Genomic DNA, 20,850 nt, shown 5'->3' with positions numbered 1-20,850 from the left:
TAAGCCACTGGTTAATAGCAGAAAAATTTTGACTCACTCCCACCTACACTTTGAAATTTAACATTAAAATAAAGTAAATAAAAAGATAAATTGACCAATATATAGGGCAATAGCCATGGTTTAATCGGTCAATTTATCCTGAATGGGATGTTAGTTGTTTTTTTCCACGTACAATGTTTGTGATGGGAATGCAAAGTCCGCATTGTGGCGTTTAACTATCTCAATGATCTTCAAATACACCGCTTGTTGCGCTGCTAACCATTCAGCCCAAACTGTTGTTTTAGTAAAGCAATACACCATAATATTTAACGAAGAGTCGGCAAAAGCATCGAAATAAACTAATAAGGTTTGACTGGTATCGATATTCGCATCTTGTTGCAACATTGTGCGGATATCGTCAACAATCGCCCCAATTTTGTCTGAATCTTCGTAACGTAAACCAATTTCTGTTTTGATGCGCCGGTTAGTCATACGCCCTGGGTTTTCCACACTAATAGAAGAAAAAACCGAGTTGGGAATATAGAGTGGACGGTGGTCAAACGTAATGATTTTGGTGATCCGCCAGCCGATTTCAACTACCGTCCCTTCAATATTTCTGTCCGGTGAACTGACCCAATCACCAATGTTGAAGGGCCGATCAAAATAGAGCATTAACCCAGAGAAAAAGTTACTCAAGATATCTTTACCGGCCATACCGATAGCAATGCCACCAATCCCGCCGAACGCCATTAGCCCAGAAAGGCTCATGCCAAAGTGCTCACCAAACAGCAACACCATAACGACAAATATCGCGGTTTTAAATACACGTGCAACGATACGTGCCGAGGTAGGGTCACTGCCTTTTTTAATTTGTGCTTTTTCTAACCGGTTCGCTAGCTGGAACAGTTTTCGCATTAAAATCAATGCAATCAATGCGATCGTAACAAAATTAACCAATGAGGTTGAGATAAAAGTGAGGTCAAAATCAGTTGCCGCCATGTCCACATATTGTGCCGCCACGATCACAATGCCACAAAGCACAATGGTTTGAATAACATGGATCAGGATGCTTTTATGTTTATGTTTGTGTTTACGCCGCTGATGAAAAACCTCAAAAGCTAAATAGACGGCAAGACACACCGCAATCAATGTCATCCCAATGGCGTACTTTTCAAGTAATGCTTCTATCATTTCTAACCGCCCTAAAATTTACCTGATAGATATTATTTTTATGCGTTTTACTGTGTATGATGTTACGTTATCTTGTTATTAAGATAACAATTATAAAGATAATTTTCCCAATAATTATCAGTTACTTTTTAGATTATCCAATAATGAATAACAACCTATTTTCCCCTAATGAGAAAGAAATAAACAATGTCCATGCGCTTAGGCCATACCAACAGTATAACTACTTTGTTGGTAAAATTGCTGACTGGGAGCAAGTGTGGAGCCTCGGTGATGGGGAAAACCTCGTTACCGCATGGAATGATGAAAAATGTCTTTTTCTGCCCCTATGGCCTGCCAAAGCGTATGTTGAATTGTGTTTAACGGGTGAATGGGCGAATTTTACGCCAATGCTATTTACCCTTGAACACCTGATGACAGAAATTTTGCCTGATATGCATGAAGCAAATATTAAGGTTGCTTTGATGATGCAACCTGATGGAAAAAAAACATTAGTTTATGATGCGGCGGCACTTCTCGCCGATTTAGCAGAAGAATGCCAACAATACGAGTAAAAGGCAGCAATGTGCTGCCTTTCTAAGGCAAAAAACTACTTTTCAACACCAGTAGTCACAGTAAATTCACGAGTTTGCCCCGCCTCTAACCAAATCAGTGTTTGGTTATTTTTCGCGGCTAAAAAGCCTTCAGGACGACAAGTTGCAGGGAGTACAAATGCGCCAACTTTTTGGTCACCATTGTACAAAATCCAACGAGTTGCATAATTTAGCTGGTTAGATTTAAAACGCGTTACAAACGTATCTCCTGCGGGTGAAATCATCCTAAACTCAGGCGTTGCGGTATATTGGCTAAGATCATCCATAAAAAACACAATTTCAGGGTCACACATTTGTGGCTGATTAAGCTGATTTAATGAGACTTTGCCAGATTTCAACGCTTCATTAAATGCCAGCCATTTTTCAGTTGGCTGTACATGCCCTGGTATTGATTCACGCAATTTAATCGCTTTTTCAGGAATATTTTGTGTTAGCGTTGCATTCTCCACGTAAGCATAATTCATATGGCACATATATTGGAGAGGCATAGGAACCGATGCTAAATTGGTGACTGACATATGAATATCAAATAATGCACTGCCCGCATTTAATTGCACTGACGGTATCGCACGATAATGGTGACCAAAACCCATCACATACTCATATTCGCCGACAACTTTCAAACTTGCGCCTGTCAGTTCCAGCCAAGCGCTATCCATTGATGCACAAGGCATTTCTCCATGTAATGGATGTGAATCTTCTGGCGATGGGCAACCATTACTAATTAGGCCTGAATGGAATGCAAAGCAACCGTAGGTTTCAACTACTGTTGGAACCGGTTTTGGCGCTGAAAACATATTTTCCATTTTCAGATTTTGGCCACAAAATTCCGCATCCCAAATCATTTGCCCTAAAAAAGGTAAAATCGTTAAATATCCTTGCTGATTTTCAATTCGTAGCCCTTCCACGCCAGTTTGGTAACGAAATGCCGTGGCAGTAAATTGGTTATTTTTTAAAATAAGCGTCGGGTTTTCCGTAAATAAGCTTTTGTGAAGAGGTATCAATGTATTCATTTTCATACTCACGGTTTAATGAGATAAATGGAATTGGGCAGCTTACACTACCCAATTTGAGGAACTATTTCGTGGCTTGTTTCGCTTTAAAGCGGCGTTCACCCACAAAGTAAATACCGACATACACGAAGCACAGCATGGAAACAAGGAATGAAAGTTGTAATGAGTGCAACATGTCTGCGACATAGCCTTGAACCGCAGGGACAACTGCAGCACCGACAATTGCCATCACAATAACCGCCCCGGCCATTTCAGTATGCTCATTATCCACGGTATCCAAAGTGCCCGCATAAATGGTTGCCCAACAAGGTCCAAACAGAATACTGACCATCACCGCTGCATAGACCGCTGTAAAACTCGGAATAAATGCAACATAAATTAGGAACAGCGCACCAATCACCGAGTAGATAATTAGAACTTTTTCTGCATTAAAGCGGGTCATTAAAATATTGGCAATAAACTTACCAATAAAGAAACAAGCGAAGCTATACACCATGAAATTCGAGGCATCGCGTTCGTTAATATCCCCCATTTCTAATGCGAGACGAATGGTGAATGACCACACTGCCACTTGCATTCCGACATATAAAAACTGGGCAATAATTCCTTTTCTAAAGCGACTATTTTTCGCTAAATATTTTAAGGTTTCTAATGCAGTAGGACGCTTATGATCTTGCGTTTCTGCCACTTTACATTTAGGAAACTTAGTAATAAGGAATAAGATCATTACCACAACCAATACCATAATCATGTAACGATAAGGTTCGAGGGTATTTTCCAACATGGCTAAACGGAATTCATGGATTTGCTCCGCATTCATTCCCGCCATTTGGTTTTGTAAGCTATCCCCTTCGGAAAATACCAGATACTTGCCCAGTAAGATCCCGCCTGCGGCACCAATTGGGTAGAAGGTTTGGCTAATATTTAAACGCAATGTGGCGTATTGTTTCGGGCCTATCATTGAACTGTAGGTATTCGCGGCAGTTTCGAGGAAGCTTAAACCTATCGCAATGGCGAAAATAGCCGCCAAGAACATGGTGTAAGTCGCCATATGAGATGCTGGGAAGAACATACTGCAACCCGCAATATACAGGATCAGCCCCACCATAATGGCATATTTATAACTGGTTTTTTTGATCACTAACGACGCCGGAATAGCGATTAAGAAATAACCACCATAGAATGCACTTTGTACTAAAGCCGAGGCGAAGTTACTGAGTTCAAAGACACTTTTAAACTGTGTGATTAAAATATCATTTAATGCTGCGGCACATCCCCACAATGGGAACAGGCACGATAGTAGGATAAATTGGAATAGAGGTGTCTTACTCAGGTAGCCATCCGGTAACTGAGTGATATTCTTAATGTTCATAGTAACCCTTATATTTTTATAATTTATACCCGATGAGTGGCTATGTGGCTCTGATGACCACTTAATTATTCAAAGGGTATATAGCTACGTTGGACTATTATTATTTAGCTATTCATTAGCGGTGTTGATTTGCACAAATTCATTAAATTGTTCAACACTTGGATAAGAAGATTGAGTTCCTTTCCCTGTCACACTGAAAGCCGAAAACAGAACGGCTTTTTTCAGTGCTTCTTCAATATTCCCCGTATGGACATAGTAATGCGAGAAGCAGCCGATAAAGGCATCCCCTGCACCACTGGTGTCAATCGCATTCACTTTAATTGCGGGTATATGTAACTCGCTGTCGCGAGTCATCCATAACGCCCCTTTTTCCCCTAATGTTACGATGACGTTTTTTAACCCTTTATCCAATAAAGACTGCGCAGCACGACGAATGTTATCCATCGTGTCGACTGGCATATTGGTTAAAATTTCAAGTTCCGTTTCATTAGGGACAAAGAAATCACATCGGCAGGCAAAATCGAGATCGAGCGTACGTTGTGCTGGTGCTGGGTTCAGTAACACTGGGATCCCATGCTTATTACCAAATGAAATCGCGTGATAAACCGTTTCAAGCTGGACTTCTAATTGCAGAACGATCAATTTACATTTTTTCAGATCTTCCGCTGCACGATCGATATCTTCAGGTGATAAAAATTTATTCGCCCCTTTTACGATCAAAATACTATTTGATGAATTTTGATTAACAAAAATAGGTGCGACGCCACTTGAGGTACAAGGTACTTTTTCCACATAACGAGTATTAATACCGTAAGACTCAAGATTACGGATCGTATTATCTGCAAAAATATCATCGCCGACTTTGGTTAACATGATCACTTTTGAATTTAACTTCGCAGCAGCAACCGCTTGGTTCGCACCTTTACCACCGCAACCAATTTTGAAAGCTGGCGCTTCTAACGTTTCGCCTTCTTTTGGCATTTGATCGATGTAAGTGATCAAATCAACCATGTTTGAACCAATAACTGCTATATCCATAATGTCCCTCGTGTTAAATAAATCACATAATGATATGATATTAACATTATCATGTTGCAAAAATATCATTTGTGATTAGGATCTCGAATAACGAATGATCAAGTGTTATATCTACCACATTTCCTCATTCTTTGTTGTCTATCCCACATTTATATAGGAAAGTTGAAAATGCAAGACTTAGCAAAATATATTGATCACACTTTACTTGCTGCTAATGCCACTGTTAGTGATATTAAAACATTATGTGCCGAAGCGGCAGAACACCATTTTGCATCGGTGTGCGTAAACACAGGTTATGTTCCTTTAGCCAGCGAGCTTTTAAAAAACAGCGACGTTAAAGTTTGCTGTGTGGTAGGCTTTCCATTAGGCGCTTGCTTAACGGAAGCGAAAGCATTTGAGGCAGCTGAAGCCGTGCGTCGTGGTGCTGATGAAGTGGATATGGTTATCAACATTGGTATGCTCAAAAGTGGCGACTTAGACTTTGTTCGCAAAGACATTGAAGCGGTATTTGCTGCCTGTGGTAAAGCAACATTAAAAGTTATTTTAGAAAATTGCCTGTTAACTGATGAAGAAATTACTCAAGTTTGTGAAATTTGCCGCACAATTAAAGTCGGTTTTGTGAAAACTTCAACAGGTTTCAGTACAATGGGCGCAACAGAACACCACGTGGCACTGATGCGTAAAGTGGTTGGCGATGAAGTCGGTGTAAAAGCCTCCGGTGGTGTGCGTGACCGTGAAACCGCAATTAAAATGATTGAAGCGGGTGCAAACCGTGTCGGTGCAAGTGCAAGCGTTGCCATTGTCACAGGCAATAATACCAAACCAAGTGACTATTAAGTGATGGGGCGCGGTCTAACCGCGCCAATTTTGTGTATTGAAAAAGGATTGTAGGGTGATAGAAACTAAACAAAAAGAACGCCTTCGCCGCTTAAGTGAATGTTTAAAACGTTCAGGACGCATTCATCTTAAAGAAGCTGCTAGAATACTCGAAGTTTCAGAGATGACTATTCGTCGAGACCTGAGCGCAGATGCGGAAGGCCCCATCCCCATGTCACTCCTCGGTGGCTACATAGTTTCTGTTACCCAACCTGCTAATTTACTGACCCAAGAAGCACAAGCCGACATTTTCACCCCCGATCAAACGGAAGAATTATATATCCCAAACCTTGCCGCTAGCATGGTGACAGAAGATGATGTGATCTTCTTTGATAATGGCATTGAAATGGCCACCTTGATTTCACTCATCCCAGAAGAAATTAATTTCACCGGTATTTGTTACTCACATAACGTTTTCCTCGCCCTTAGCCAGAAAAAAAATGCCACTGCGCTATTATGTGGCGGGGAATATCGCCCTAAAAGTGATTCTTTTTACAACCCATCACTCCCTTCATTACTTGACTCAATCAACCCGAAAAAAGCCTTTATTTCAGCAGCTGGTGTGCATGGGAATTTTGGCGTAACTTGCTATAATCTTGATGATTTACCCATGAAAAAAAAAGCGATGGAAAAATCTATCCGTAAGATTTTACTCGCCCCTTATAACCTGTTTGATGAAGTCGCGACCGCCAATATGGGGGAATTATCACAATTTGATGTGATAGTCACAAATAGGCAACTTTCTGATGAATATGAGACATATTGTCGTAATGGCTTTGTGAAAGTAATTTATTAAAATCATCAATAGATTAAGCGGACAATATCTTGCCCGCTTACATTAGATCTTCACTGTCAAATAGTCTTCTGCGATTTCGCTCGCGGGGAATACAGCTTGGCATTCCGCGAGTAACTTTGGGATATCCTCACTCGTATAACGACCACTCAAGTGAGTGGCAATAAACCGTTTAACCCCTGCCGCACGAGCTAGCTCAGCCGCCTGTACCGTCGTCGAGTGCCCTCTTTCATTGGCTTTTTGTGCAAACTCCGCTTCTAGGGTCGTTTCATGGATCATCACATCGGCATTTCTCGCAAGTTCCAGCGCTTGCTCTGTCGGTTGCGTATCGCCAAAAATCGCAATAATCTTTCCGGGGATCGGTTCACCGAGGTAATCAGCTCCATTCACTGTTCGTCCATCATCAAGAACTATCGTTTCCCCCGCTTTAAGCGCTTGCATCCAAGGGCCACGAGGAATATTGTCATTAGCTAATTTCACTGCATCTAGTGCGCCACTTTTCGGGTGCTCCTCAATACGATAACCATAGCACTCGACACGATGGTCAAGAGCATAAGCCGTCACAATCAGCTCTCCATCATCAAATAACGACCCAGCTTCAATTTCAACTATTTCCAGTGGATATGTCATATAAGACATGCTCACGGTGAGTACCGTTTCAATAACCTGTTTTAACCCTTTTGGTCCATAAACAGTCAATGGTTCTGTCGCTCCTCCCATTGAACGGCTGCATAACAAACCGGGTAAACCAAAAATATGGTCTCCATGTAAATGAGTAATAAAAATTTTCTCAATTTTTGGCGTTTTAAATGGGCTATTTAAAACGCGATGCTGTGTCCCTTCACCACAATCAAATAACCAGTAGCTTTTTCGGATGCCGACTAAATTTAATATCATACTAGTGACATTACGCTCTTTTGTCGGCACACCAGCACTAGTTCCTAGAAATGTTAATTCCATAATACCTCATCTAATCTTTTGTTTTTATTATGGTAAGATTTTTTCCAATTGAAAATTTCTTTATTTTATTCGTCTATTATTCAATATGTTCCAATTATAAATAAAAATCGACTATTCCTAATTTCTTCCAATATACAAATCCCTTTTCTGTATTAGTCCAATTAATTCCCAAGTGTTTTTTACACCGCATATTCCACAATACTAAAAGTGAATATCTAATCTAGGAATATATTTAATGCTTTGCTCTAAAAAGAAATTTCCTGCCCCTGTTGCCTTATTGATGGCAGCATGGCCATTAACTATTATGTCAACATTACCCAGCGATGCAAAAATGCTAACACCGGATGAACTCCCTATTTTAGGTAGTCCTATCCCAAAACTAGAAAGTAACGATGGCGAACGCAACTTAGCGCAATACAGTAAAACAGCCGCAACATGGCTTGTAGAACAAAAAAATAGCCATGAAATCTCACAAATGGCACAAAATTATATCAGTAATCAAGCAGCTAACGCAGCAATAGAGGAAATTACCCATTGGCTCTCAAAAGCGGGTAATGTGAAAGTCAGTCTAAATTTTGATAAGCAACTATCGCTTAAAAACAGTCATTTTGATTGGCTGATCCCTTGGTATCAACAAGCTAATATGTTGTTATTTACCCAGCACAGTATTCACAATACAGATGGCCGGTTGCAAAGCAATAATGGGATTGGTTTGCGTCATTTCAACGAGCATAGCACCGTGGGTGTCAATGCATTCTTTGATCATGACCTTTCACATTATCATTCCCGGTTAGGCGTTGGAGCTGAATACTGGCAAGATTACTTAAAACTCAGCGCTAATACCTATTTTCCCGTTTCGTCATGGCGCAGCTCATCTGAGCTAACTCGCGCTTATGATGCGCGTCCTGCTCGTGGGTGGGATGTACAAGCACAAGGATGGCTACCGGATTATCCGCAACTGGGAGGTAGCCTTAAGTTTGAACAGTATGTCGGCCATAATGTTGCCTTAATGGGAAAAAATAAACTTCAAGAAGACCCTGCTGCCGCGACTATCGGTATGAATTGGACCCCTTTCACTCTTGTTACCTTTAGCGCCGATCACAAAATAAGTAGCGGATTACAAGATACCAGTGCCAAAGTGCAATTTAACTGGGTATTTGATAAGAATTTTATTGAGCAAATTGACCCTTCTAAAGTCGGTGAATCACGACGTGTTTCGGGTAACCGCCTTGATTTCGTCAATCGCAATAACAATATTATTCTTGATTATCAAAAGAAAACTGAAATTCAATTGAAGCTCGTGGCAAAAATTCAAGGTAAAGCTGGACAAGAGCTACCGCTCGTACAATCGATGATAACCCAACACCCACTGAAAAAAATTGTCTGGAATGCACCTGAATTATTCGCTGCCGGTGGTGTTATTAGCTCATCGGGTCAAAATGCTACCGTAAAATTACCCACTTATAAAACGGCATCAACACCTTCAGAACGTGAGAAATTGAATCGTTATCGCTTAAGTGGTATTGCCTATGATATTCACGGTAATGCATCACCGACAAGTGAAACACTGATTGATGTGACCAGCACGAATACTGCAACGACTAGCCAAGCACAAATACAAAGTTTGAGAGTCGTTCAAACAGCAGCATTGGCTGATGGTAAAACAGCCAATATGGTTTCAGCCTATATCACTGACTCAAAGGGTAACCCCATATCAGGAGAAACAGTCAATTTTAGTGCGACTCGTGGAAAAATTAGCGCTCAAGGGGTGACAAATCAAAAAGGAATTATTGAGATGCCACTCACCAGTATGACAAGTGGTATCAGTGAGATTACCGCTACCGTAAATGGCCACAGTGAAACCGTTGCTGTCTATTTTATTAGTGGAAGCTTGAAAAAAATTGAGATCTTAAATACTCAATCGACCTATGCAGGTAAAGAGACAGCTATTGTACTCAAGCTAATCGATGAAAATAACAATCCAGTTTCTGGCGCTGATGGGATCATCATGGTCAATATTGGCAATAAACAAGTTCCTGTCGAGATTGAAGAGAGTTCGGTTAATTTAGGTGAGTATAGCGGGTTACTTGCAGGCCAAATGTCCGGGGATTACACCATTAGCGCTTCTTTACATGGAAAAACGTCACCTCAGCATACGTTCACGGTGAATCCACCACTGACAATTAATGCGATTAACTCTGATGGCAGCGGCCCTCATGGCCAACTTGGCGTTATTGATAAAGTCGAAATCACAACAAGTACCACGAATAACGTGAAAATAGGCGATGACGTACTTATCACAGTCACACTCAGCGATGCCTTTGGTAACACACTTGAGGGGATAAACCCTAAAAATATCGACCTTGGTCGCTATAACACTAATATCCTTGGCTGGTATGAAGACAGTGATGGAGATTATTCTACCTACTTAACATTACCGGCCACTGGTAACCTTGACATTATAGCTTCAATCAATGGGCATCCAAGCCAGACAATAACTATTTTAGTCACGCCTTAAACACGCCCTTTAGCGTACTCCCTCCGGCTCGGAGGGAGTCTAAAAAAATAGGATTCATCAAGTAATAAACCTACCATTCCAAAAATGTCCACCGTAAAAATTTCGCTTCCTTTTAAGTCCAATAAATTCACAAGCACATCTTGCTATCAGCCCTGACAATTGTAACGTTAATATTGATATCAGGAATATGTCCGATGAATGCCCCTTCGTCAAAATTGAAACCCAAGCTACCGAACCGTTTGGTACTCTCTACGGCTATGTGCTCAATAGCTATTGTGCCTGTCGCACCAAGTTATGCCCAAATCCCTCATTTGGACGATTTGCCGACACTCGGTAGTCATGCCATTCAATTTGAAGAAAGCCAACCAGAAGATACTACTGAACGTTTTTTAGCAGAATATGGGCAAAATGCCGCAAATTTTGCTGCTACAGAAAAAAACAGCAAAAATTTGGCAGAGATGGCGCAAGACTATGCACGCCATAAAGCCGCAAATATCGCGACTGATGAAATAACACATTGGTTATCGAAAGCAGGTAATGCTAGATTCAATCTTAACCTTGATAAAAAATTATCAATTAAAAATACCCAATTAGATTGGTTAATACCTTGGTATGACCAACCAGATTTATTGCTATTTTCTCAGCACAGCATTCATCGCACTGATGGTCGGTTACAAACCAATACAGGTATTGGATTACGTCATTTCCAGCAAAATAGCATGGTCGGGGTGAATGCTTTTTTTGATCATGATTTATCCCATTACCATTCACGATTAGGGTTTGGTGTAGAATATGCACAAGATTACGCCAGAATGAGTGTGAACAGCTATTTGGGGCTATCGACTTGGCGAAGTGCATCCGAATTAGCTTATGATTATAACGCGCGCCCTGCTAACGGCTGGGATATTCAATTTGAAGGCTGGTTGCCCACTTATTCTAATTTAGGGGCGAGCCTAAAATTGGAGCAATATTATGGCGATGACGTGGCTTTATTTGGTAAAAATGAGCGCCAGAAAGACCCTATGGCGGCGACTGTCGGCATCAATTGGTCTCCATTCCCCCTCCTCGCGCTAAATGCAGAACATAAAGTAGGTAATAATGGCGTAAATGAAACAAGTGCAAAAATTGCATTCAATTGGTTGTTAGGGAAAAGCTTAGCGCAACATCTTGATGCTTCAGCGATAGAAGCTACCCGCCATATTCCTAGCAACCGCTATGGTTTCGTTAATCGTAATAACAATATTGTGTTGGAGTACCAAAAGAAAACCTTAATTTCATTATCATTACCGAAAGTTATTCAAGGAATAACAGGAGAAGAGCTCTCTATTATCCGCAACTTAACCACTAAATACCCTTTAGACAAAGTTGTTATAGAAGCGCCTGAATTGGTTGCAGCAGGAGGAGAAATCCACCTTAATGGCATAGAAAGTTCAGTCAAACTACCGTCATATAAAATTGCCAACGACACCATTAAAAATCAACAACTCAACCTTTACCGTTTAACCGTGACGGCTTATGACACCAACGGAAATGTTTCCCCGCAAGCGGAAACGTTAATTGAAGTGACTAACACAGGCACTCTCACCATCAGCCATGCAAATACCGCCAAAAGAAACAATGCCGTTGCTGATGGTAAAGATGCAAATACATTCGCCGTAGTAATTAAAGATGCTCTTGGCCACCCTGTACCCAATGCGAAAGTAAACTTTATATTACCTGCAGGTCTTAAATCTATTGATCAAAAAAATACAGGATACGATTCCCTACTAAATCACTTTATGTGGAAAGCCCAAGCGGCGAAATCCGTTTCTGAACAGCCGTATAGCATCGTTACCAATAGTAAAGGTGAAGCTTCTATTCAGTTCACCTCTTTTATATCAGGAAGTTATGCAATAAAAGCAAAGACTGAGCATGGTACAGAAATAAATGAGATGTATAACTTTAAACCCGATATTAACCAATCATTTATTGGTAGCATTGATATCATTCAAAACAATGTAATGGCAGACGGGATCAGTAAAAACAAAATTAAACTGCATATTGTGAATAACAGCCGACAAAGCATTGCTGGCGCGCTTGTTCATTTTGAAGCGCCAAATGGCATTATCTCACCAGCTAAGCTGACTGATGAACATGGCAATACGGAATTAGAAGTTAGTAGCTTAGTTGAAGGTTCTATGGATATCATTACAACCCTAAATGGCGATAGTAGAACAATACAAGTTAACTTTCTAAGGAATGGATCTGCGATAAATATTGAGCCAAGCACAGGAACTCTTTTCAAATCCCCAGTAAATGAGCAAAACAGTCCTACACGCACGCCGTTAAGTTTGCTAAGGCAGTTATTTCAAAAAATAGGATAATACTTTCCGTATAAAATAGACTGAATCTAGCTGCTCTTTCAGTGTTAAAAAATTTGCCCCTTAACAGGGGCATTTTTAATTCAATTAATCTAGCTTATTGCTTTATTGAATCGCGACTAAATTTACTATCATACCCACCAAATGTTGTACTTTAACAAACCTTTAAAAGCCATATTCTAATGTTAGTATTTTGTATTTTTATAAGCTAATTAATTGTTTTTATTCAAGTAAGATTTATTCCCAGCCGATAAAAAACACCTTTATATAGGCAAGGAGGTTATTTTTCAGCGTTATCAATAAAAGCCGCCCATACTGCGATTTTCCACCTTGTAAATTTCGCTTCTGTTTAAGTCAAACTAATTCACAAGCTCTTACCTGTATAAGCATTCAACAATAGCCAAGTTAATAAAACTAGGAATAAATTGAATGAACTCCGCTACGTCGACTATAAAGCAAATACTGAGACATAAAATCTCAAATGGCTTTGTCCTCTTTACTGCAATATGGTCTTCGGCCATCATGCCGGTTATGCCAAGTTATGCAAAAATGCTCACACCTGATGACCTACCGACTCTGGGGAGTGACCCAGTACTAACCAATGATGATAAAACAGAGAAGCTTATTGCTGAATATAGCCAAAGCGCCGCGCGTTTTATCTCTGATAAGAAAAAAGCAGCAGATCTTGCAGATATGGCGCAGGACTTCGCTCGCAGTAAGGTCACAAACGCAGCAACAGATGAAATAAATCGTTGGTTATCTAAAACCGGTAATGCCAAATTCAGTGTTGACGTAGATAAAAAATTATCCATTAAAAATACCCAATTAGATTGGTTAGTACCTTGGTATGACAGTACCGATTTATTATTGTTTACCCAACATAATATTCATCGCACTGATGGCAGGCTACAGACCAATAATGGTATTGGGGTTCGTCGCTTTACACCTAAGAGCATGATGGGCGTCAATGCCTTTTTTGATCATGACTTATCTCGCTACCACTCTCGCCTAGGTTTCGGAGCCGAGTACGCACAAGATTTCTTAAAACTAAGCGCCAATACCTATTTACGTGCATCAGAATGGCGTAGTGCTTCTGAATTAAATAATGACTACAATGCCCGCCCTGCTAATGGATGGGATTTACAGGCTGAGGGCTGGTTGCCTTCTTACCCCAATATTGGCGGAAATCTTAAATTTGAGCAGTATTTTGGCGACGATGTTGCCCTATTCGGTAAAGATAAACGCCAAAAAGACCCGCTCGCCACGACGGTTGGCGTAAATTGGACTCCGTTCTCCCTGATGACCTTGAGTGCAGAACATAAAATCAGTGGTGGATTAAGTGAAACTAATGCCAAATTAGAGTTCACTTGGGCACTAGGTAAGAGCCTCGCAGAGCAACTTGACCCGACTAAGGTTGGTGACTCTCGTCGCCTATTAGGTAGCCGCTATGATTTTGTTAATCGTAATAATAACATCATACTGGAATACCAAAAGAAAACGCTGATAACTCTATCACTACCTGCGATTATCCAAGGGAAAACTGGGGATGAAATACCTTTAATCAATGCCCTCAATACCAAATATTCGTTAGACAAACTGACCATTCATGCCCCCGAATTTTTAATGGCAGGAGGAGAAATCATCCTTGATGGCGCTCTGACAAAGATCAAACTCCCTTCCTACAAAGTCGCTATGACTGAGCAGGAAAGGAAAAAAAACAACCTTTACCGATTCACGGTAACGGCATCTGATAGCAAGGGAAATATCACACCACAAGCCTCAACCTTCGTTGAAGTGACCAACTCAGGGGTACTATCGATTAAGCATAATGAGGTCATTAAAAAAGGAAATTTTCTCGCTAATGGACAAGATATCAATGCATTAACAGTTACTGCCAGAGATGTTTTAGGCAATGTAGCACCGGATTCAACAGTGACCTTCACCTTACCAGCTGAACTAAAGCTGGTCACTCAAAAAGCCACATCTTCAAGTATGGCTTTCAAGAACCTGTATAAAAAAATGCAGGCCGCTAAATCAACGGATAAACAAAAATATAAAGTTATCACCAATATAAAAGGAGAAGCTTCGGTTCAATTCACCTCTTTGACCACGGGTGAACACCGAGTTCAAGCCGTTGCAAATGGCGGCATACCAATTGAAACCGCTTTTTTCTTTATTGCCGATACGCAACAAGCACATATTAATCATTTCAATGTTCTTAGTGATAATGCGGTTGCCGATGGAAAATCTAAAAATAAAATTCAATTCCATATCACCGACAACCACTCACACCCAATTCAAGGTACCATGTTGCAACTTGACGCGATAAATGCCAATGCCACACAATTGAGCCCGACCGATGAACAAGGCAATACTGAAGTTGAGGTAAAAAGCCAAGTCGCAGGGCCTATTAAAATAACAGCGACACTGAATGAACAAAGTGTAACGGTAGAAACTCATTTTGTGTTTGGTCAATTAGCTCATGTGACTATATTGGAGCTTGCGCCAGCAGCTGCTGGCGCAGACAGCAACATCAAAATTTCATTAACTGATACACATGGCAATGCCGTATCGGGAGCTGACGGTACTGTAATAGTCAATATCGATGGTAAACCTACCCCAATAATAATTAGTGAAACCTTTCCTGGTAGCGGAGTTTATACTGGGAAATTACCAGGGCAGCATAGCGGTACACCAAATATCACCGTCACTGTTGATGGGCAAACCTCTCCCCCTGAGACGTTGATTGTTGAGCAACCAAAAACCATTTCACCAAACAATACGGACGGTACAGGCCAAAAAGGGGAAAAAGGCGTTATTGATAGTATCGTCGCCACCCCAAACAAAACCCATGGTTTACAATCAGGGGATACCCTTGATGTTACAGTGACCATCACCGATACCTTTGGCAATGGGTTATCCGGATTAAATACCAATAATATCGATATAGGCAAACACAAAGGCGACACGCTAACATGGAAGGATAATGGCGATGGATCTTACACCACGACCTTGCCATTAACGGAAACGGGTACCAATAATTTAACTGCTTCTATTAATGGCACCATTAGCCCAAAAACTGACGTTCTCGTCAGTAACGCCAACGGAACTGTTCACGTTGATAAAGTCAAAATCATCAAAACAGAAAAACCAGCGGCAGGTATAGATAGCACCATTACCCTCGAATTAACCGACAAACATGGCAACCCAGTGGTTGGTGAAACTGAAGTTACTGTCAATATAAATGATCAGCCACACACTTTGCCAGTAACAGAAATCTCTCCGGGTATTTATGAAGCTATTATTGCTGGACAACTCACGGGCAACCATGATATTTCCGCTATTGTTAACGGGAAAGAATCACCAAATGAGTTGCTAATTGTTGAGCAGCCACAACCTGTTAAACCCCAAAATCCAAACGGTACAGGGCAAAAAGGTGAACAAGGCGTTGTCGATAAAATCGAGATCAAAACAGGTAACACAGTCGGCCTGCAATCTGGCGATAAGCTCGAGATCACCGTCACAGTCACCGATGCCTTTAATAACGGCTTATCAGGCTTGAACACCAATAATATCGACATTGGTAAACATGAAGGCGATACGTTGGCATGGGTTGACAACGGTGATGGCTCTTACACTACCACCTTGCCACTCACCGAAGTCGGTAATAATGACCTCACTGTTTCCATCAATGGCACTGCAAGTCCACAAAAACAAATTCAAGTTAGCAATGCCGCAGGGAAAGATAAAGTCAGCAAAGTTGCCATTATCAAAACAGAGCAACCTGCTGCAGGCTCAAACAGCACTCTGACTGTGCAATTAACCGATAGCAACGGCAACCCAGTAGTCGGTGAAACTGAAATTATCGTTAATATTGATAACAACCCACACACTTTACCCGCGAAAGAAGGGAAACCGGGTATCTATGAAATCACGCTGCCAGCACTGCAAGCGGGCAAACATAATATCCATGCGAGTGTAAATAATACTGTATCAATCAAAGAAAGCTTACTAGTTGAGCAGCCAAAACCGATTTCCCCGAATAACTCAAACGGCACAGGCCAGCAAGGTGAGAAAGGTGTTATTGATAAGGTGACGATCACACTTGATCACACTCACCGTTTTGAATCCGATAATCCTCTTGAAATCACGGTAACAGTAACGGATGCCTTTGGTAACGGTTTGGCGGGTTTAAATACCGATAATATCGATATCGGTAAACACAAAGGGAATACCTTAAACTGGGTAGATAATGGCGATGGCTCTTACACCACCACGTTGACCTTAACCGACGTTGGTAGCAATGATTTAACTGCCTCCGTCAATGGTAGCCGCAGCCCACACACCGAAGTTCAGGTCAATAATGCCACAGGGGCATCCCATGTTGATAAAGTCAACATCATCAAAACAGAAAAACCGGCAGCAGGCACAAACAGTACCGTCACTATCGCGTTAACCGATAAACATGGCAACCCCGTGATTGGCGCAACAGAAATTACCCTCAATATTGATGGGCAAACCCATAAACGTCCTGCCAAAGAAGGTAACCCCGGTATTTACGAAGTGACACTACCCGCACTACAAGCAGGAAATCACAACATTAGCGCGAGTGTGAATGGTAAGGGCTCAACTGATACAACTTTAGTGGTTACCCCACCAACGCCAATTAAACCCAATAACACAGGTAAGCCGGGAGAAAAAGGCGTGGTTAATAGTATTGCCATGACAACAGGCAATACCAGCAACTTACAGTCTGGCGATCCACTTGAAATCACTGTGACCATCACCGATGCCTTTAATAACGGCTTGATCGGGCTAAATGCTATCACCCTCAACGGAGTTAACGGCAAACCAGTTTGGACGGATAACCGCGATGGCTCTTACACGGCTACCATCACATTAACGGAAATTGGCTCGAAAGATTTAACCGCGTCAATTAACAGCCATAAAACGCCGACAACAACGATCCAAGTCAGTAATGCGTCGGGTAAAAATAATGTCAATAACGTTAAGATCACCAAAATAGAAACCGCGGATGCGGGTTCACGTAGCACATTGACTGTCGCGTTAACGGATAAACATGCTAACCCTGTCGTCGGTGAAACGAATATCACCATTAAAATTGCAGGTAAAGAGCACATCCTTCAAACAAAAGAAGTCACTTCTGGAATTTATGAAATCACCCTTCCTGCACAGCAACAAGGTCACTACGAAATTATCGCAGTGGTAAATAAGTTTGAATCCCAAAAGAAAGTCTTGGTTGTCGAAAAGCCTAAGCCTATTAAAGCGATAAACCTGAGTGGCAGCGGCCTGCAAGGGGAACGAGGTGTTATCGATAAAATTGATATGACTTTGGCAAATACGGCTAACTTGCACTCAGGGGACAGCCTCGACGTAACGGTGACGCTAAGCGATATCTTTGGTAATACATTAACAGGGATAGACAGCAGCAATCTCGTCCTGAGCGGTTACAAAACAGATACACTCGTCCGGAAGGATAACGGAGACGGTTCTTACTCTACGATGTTGGCTTTAACTCAAACAGGTGCCCATGACTTAATTGCCTCTATTAGTGGTAAGAAAACACCTAAGGCACAGATTCAAGTACATAACGCGACAAGTAGCACTAAAGCGGCCAATATTATCTTTGACCCTATCAGCACCAGCGAAGCCGGTGAAACTCAGACTATTACACTAAAAATCACGGATGCAAATCATCATCCAGTAGCTGAAATAGCCAATGAAATCCATCTCATCATTGAAGGCCAAAAAGAGGTTTTCCAACTGACGAAATCCACAAAAGGCCCGGGGATCTACACCGCTATTTTACCAGGGAGACTCTCTGGCACCTATACTGTTAAGGCTTCAGTTAACCAAAAAATTGAGTCAAGGATCTGGTATGTAAGTAAAGCATCTACCATTACCGCCAATCCGACTGGACAACCCAATGAGCGAGGAAGCGTTGATCGCATTGAATTTCAAACCTCACCACGCCACAGCCTGAAGGTTGGCGATACCTTGACCCTAATCGCCACGTTGAAAGATGCATTTGGCAATACGCTAAAGGGAATGGATACAACATTAATTGATTTACCTTCTGGTCAGAATGGAAACGCACCATGGAAAGATAATTTAGATGGCACCTATCATTCAAATCTCATACTCGATACTCTCGGAAAGGATAAATTAGTCGCTAAGGCTAATAAAAAAATAACAAGTGATGAGATTATCATTGATGTCGCAAATAGTGAGCAGGTGGCACATGTGACCGCAGTCGAGCTAGAGGCAATTCCGAGTACGAGTGCAGGTACTGAACAAACTATTACCGTAAAAGCCTATGGCTTTGGCTCACGTAAATACGCCATTACCAATATTGCTGATGCCATTACAGTCAAAATCGACAGTAAAGACATTCCTATTCGTTTTACCGAGCACAAAAACGTAAAAGGCACCTACACAAGTACACTTCCTGCGATGCTATCAGGAAAATATACCGTCGAAGCTAAAGTAGGCAAGCAATCGGCATCAATGAGTTGGGTTGTCAATACAACCAGCACCATTACTGTAGTCCCAGTTGGCCAAGCGGGAACACGGGGTGTTGTTAATAATATCAGCCTCACAACCTCAACTCTTTCTGCGCTTAAATCTGGTGACATTTTGCAACTCACCGTTACCGCTAAAGATGCGTTTGGGAATAGCTTAAAAGGAATTGATACGAGCAATATTACCCTGACACACACCCAAAAAACCAAGGTGACGTGGAAAGATAATCAAAATGGCAGTTATACCGCTAATTTATTGCTTACCCAACTCGCTAGCGATACTGTAAAAGTGAGCATCAATGGGCAATCTCAAGATGTAAACATTAGCGTTGGTAACACATCAGAAAGTACACAAATTGCTAGTGTAGTACTTGAACCTATTTATGCAAGTGAGGCGGGGGAAGCTCAAACAATGACGGTGAAAGTGACTGATCAATATCAGCACCCCGTCACCGCAATTGGCGACCACATTAGTGTTAAAGTTAATAACCAGCCTAAAAAAATACAGTTTACAGATTCAGTATCCAACATAGGGGTCTACACCGCCACATTACCCGCTGAAAAAATGGGAGATTATACCGTTGAAGTCAGTGCTAACAAGCAAGTCGCATCACGAACTTGGCAAGTGAAAAAACCGGCGATTATTACTGCAAAAAATAACGATGGCAGTGGTAGCGAAAATCAACGTGGAGTAGTAAAAACCGTTGAATTAAGTTCATCATCAACCAACGATTTAAAATCCGGTGATTCATTACAATTAACCGTGACGCTAAAAGATGCTTTTGGTAACTACCTTGAAGGCATCAATGCTTCACATATTCAATTAAAAAATAAGCAAGCTAACACCATCAGTTGGTCAGACAACCGAAATGGCCGCTATACTGCTGTTTTACCACTAACTAACATTGGAGAAGATAGCTTAGTCGCTACCATTAATCGCCATCCAAGCTCACCACTTAACATTAAAGTCGGCAATGCCACAGGGACGACTCAAGTTAAACAGGTTGAAATCAAAAGCATCACTAAACCTGCGGCTGGTGAAACAAGTACCATCACACTGGCACTCACTGATGCCAATAACCAACCTATTATAGGGATAGATAATAACGCAGTCGTCTCTATCGATGGCGCTGAACAGTTGCTTAAGATCACTGAAACCAACAACAAAGGAACGTATACCGCTACCCTTTCGGGCCAAAAATCAGGAGACCATGAAGTCATCGTCACTATTGGTGGCGTTAAGTCCACAGGATCAACCTTAACCGTGGATGCTCCAATGCCTATTGCGATTAATCATGGTGGTAAATCAGGTTCTCGCGGTGTAATTGATCGCGCGACACTGACTGTTTCCCCCATCAAAGAGTTAAAGTCAGGTGACACCTTACAACTAATCGCTACGTTAAAAGATGCCTTTGAAAACTCACTAACTGGCGTCGATTTAGCCCAATCCCTTACTCATAACCAAAAAGGAAATGTCAGCTGGGTCGCACAACAAGATGGAACCCATACAGCTAACTTAGTCTTAACGCAAGTGGGCAAAGATCAATTATTTATCACGGTAAATAAAACATCGAGCCTAACCGATACCATTTATGTCAAACCACAATCAGGCATTAAT

At 41.4% G+C, this 20,850-nt stretch carries 11 protein-coding genes; 6 read left to right on the top strand and 5 right to left on the bottom strand.

Annotation, left to right across the window (positions count from 1 at the left end; genetic code table 11):
- Nucleotides 1–150 precede the first annotated feature (150 nt).
- The gene (locus tag PSE72_RS17215; RefSeq protein ID WP_115166505.1) at nt 151–1,170 is read right to left on the bottom strand and encodes a mechanosensitive ion channel family protein; all 1,020 of its coding nucleotides are present in this window, start codon (nt 1,168–1,170) and stop codon (nt 151–153) included.
- A gap of 143 nt (nt 1,171–1,313) precedes the next feature.
- Between PSE72_RS17215 and PSE72_RS17210 the strand changes: the two genes are divergently transcribed.
- On the top strand, nt 1,314–1,721 hold the full coding sequence (locus PSE72_RS17210) for a DUF2750 domain-containing protein (RefSeq protein WP_115166504.1): 408 nt from the start codon (nt 1,314–1,316) through the stop codon (nt 1,719–1,721).
- Between the two features lie 35 nt (nt 1,722–1,756).
- On the opposite strand, the gene PSE72_RS17205 is transcribed toward PSE72_RS17210, so the two are convergent.
- The 3 genes from PSE72_RS17205 to rbsK all read right to left on the bottom strand — a co-directional run bounded on the left by PSE72_RS17205 (nt 1,757) and on the right by rbsK (nt 5,183).
- Nucleotides 1,757–2,773, bottom strand: coding sequence for an aldose 1-epimerase family protein (locus PSE72_RS17205; RefSeq protein ID WP_198641996.1), 1,017 nt, complete (start codon nt 2,771–2,773; stop codon nt 1,757–1,759).
- A gap of 64 nt (nt 2,774–2,837) precedes the next feature.
- The gene (gene fucP, locus PSE72_RS17200) at nt 2,838–4,145 is read right to left on the bottom strand and encodes an L-fucose:H+ symporter permease (protein WP_198641995.1); all 1,308 of its coding nucleotides are present in this window, start codon (nt 4,143–4,145) and stop codon (nt 2,838–2,840) included.
- Between the two features lie 108 nt (nt 4,146–4,253).
- Nucleotides 4,254–5,183 carry a ribokinase gene (gene rbsK / locus PSE72_RS17195; RefSeq protein WP_004915011.1) on the bottom strand — a complete coding sequence of 310 codons (930 nt, stop codon included), beginning with the start codon at nt 5,181–5,183 and terminating at the stop codon, nt 4,254–4,256.
- A gap of 168 nt (nt 5,184–5,351) precedes the next feature.
- Here rbsK and deoC point away from each other — a divergent pair, with 168 nt between their 5' ends.
- Both deoC and deoR read left to right on the top strand, forming a co-directional pair.
- Nucleotides 5,352–6,020 carry a deoxyribose-phosphate aldolase gene (gene deoC / locus PSE72_RS17190; protein WP_109912599.1) on the top strand — a complete coding sequence of 223 codons (669 nt, stop codon included), beginning with the start codon at nt 5,352–5,354 and terminating at the stop codon, nt 6,018–6,020.
- A gap of 55 nt (nt 6,021–6,075) precedes the next feature.
- On the top strand, nt 6,076–6,855 hold the full coding sequence (gene deoR / locus PSE72_RS17185) for a DNA-binding transcriptional repressor DeoR (protein WP_198641994.1): 780 nt from the start codon (nt 6,076–6,078) through the stop codon (nt 6,853–6,855).
- Nucleotides 6,856–6,897: 42 nt separating this feature from the next.
- Here deoR and rnz read toward each other — a convergent pair whose 3' ends face one another.
- On the bottom strand, nt 6,898–7,812 hold the full coding sequence (gene rnz / locus PSE72_RS17180; RefSeq protein WP_115166502.1) for a ribonuclease Z: 915 nt from the start codon (nt 7,810–7,812) through the stop codon (nt 6,898–6,900).
- A gap of 235 nt (nt 7,813–8,047) precedes the next feature.
- On the opposite strand from rnz, the gene PSE72_RS17175 reads away from it, so the two are divergent.
- The 3 genes from PSE72_RS17175 to PSE72_RS17165 form a co-directional block, all read left to right on the top strand.
- Nucleotides 8,048–10,330 carry an inverse autotransporter beta domain-containing protein gene (locus PSE72_RS17175; RefSeq protein WP_115166501.1) on the top strand — a complete coding sequence of 761 codons (2,283 nt, stop codon included), beginning with the start codon at nt 8,048–8,050 and terminating at the stop codon, nt 10,328–10,330.
- Nucleotides 10,331–10,524: 194 nt separating this feature from the next.
- On the top strand, nt 10,525–12,693 hold the full coding sequence (locus tag PSE72_RS17170) for an inverse autotransporter beta domain-containing protein (protein ID WP_217007877.1): 2,169 nt from the start codon (nt 10,525–10,527) through the stop codon (nt 12,691–12,693).
- A gap of 426 nt (nt 12,694–13,119) precedes the next feature.
- On the top strand, nt 13,120–20,850 hold a 7,731-nt coding region (locus PSE72_RS17165), incomplete at its 3' end, for an invasin domain 3-containing protein (RefSeq protein WP_272691038.1).

It is taken from the genome of Providencia sp. PROV116 (assembly GCF_028482485.1).
Classification (GTDB): domain Bacteria; phylum Pseudomonadota; class Gammaproteobacteria; order Enterobacterales; family Enterobacteriaceae; genus Providencia; species Providencia rettgeri.
The sequence above is the reverse complement of the archived record's forward strand: the minus strand, read 5'-3'. Positions and strand labels throughout refer to the sequence as shown.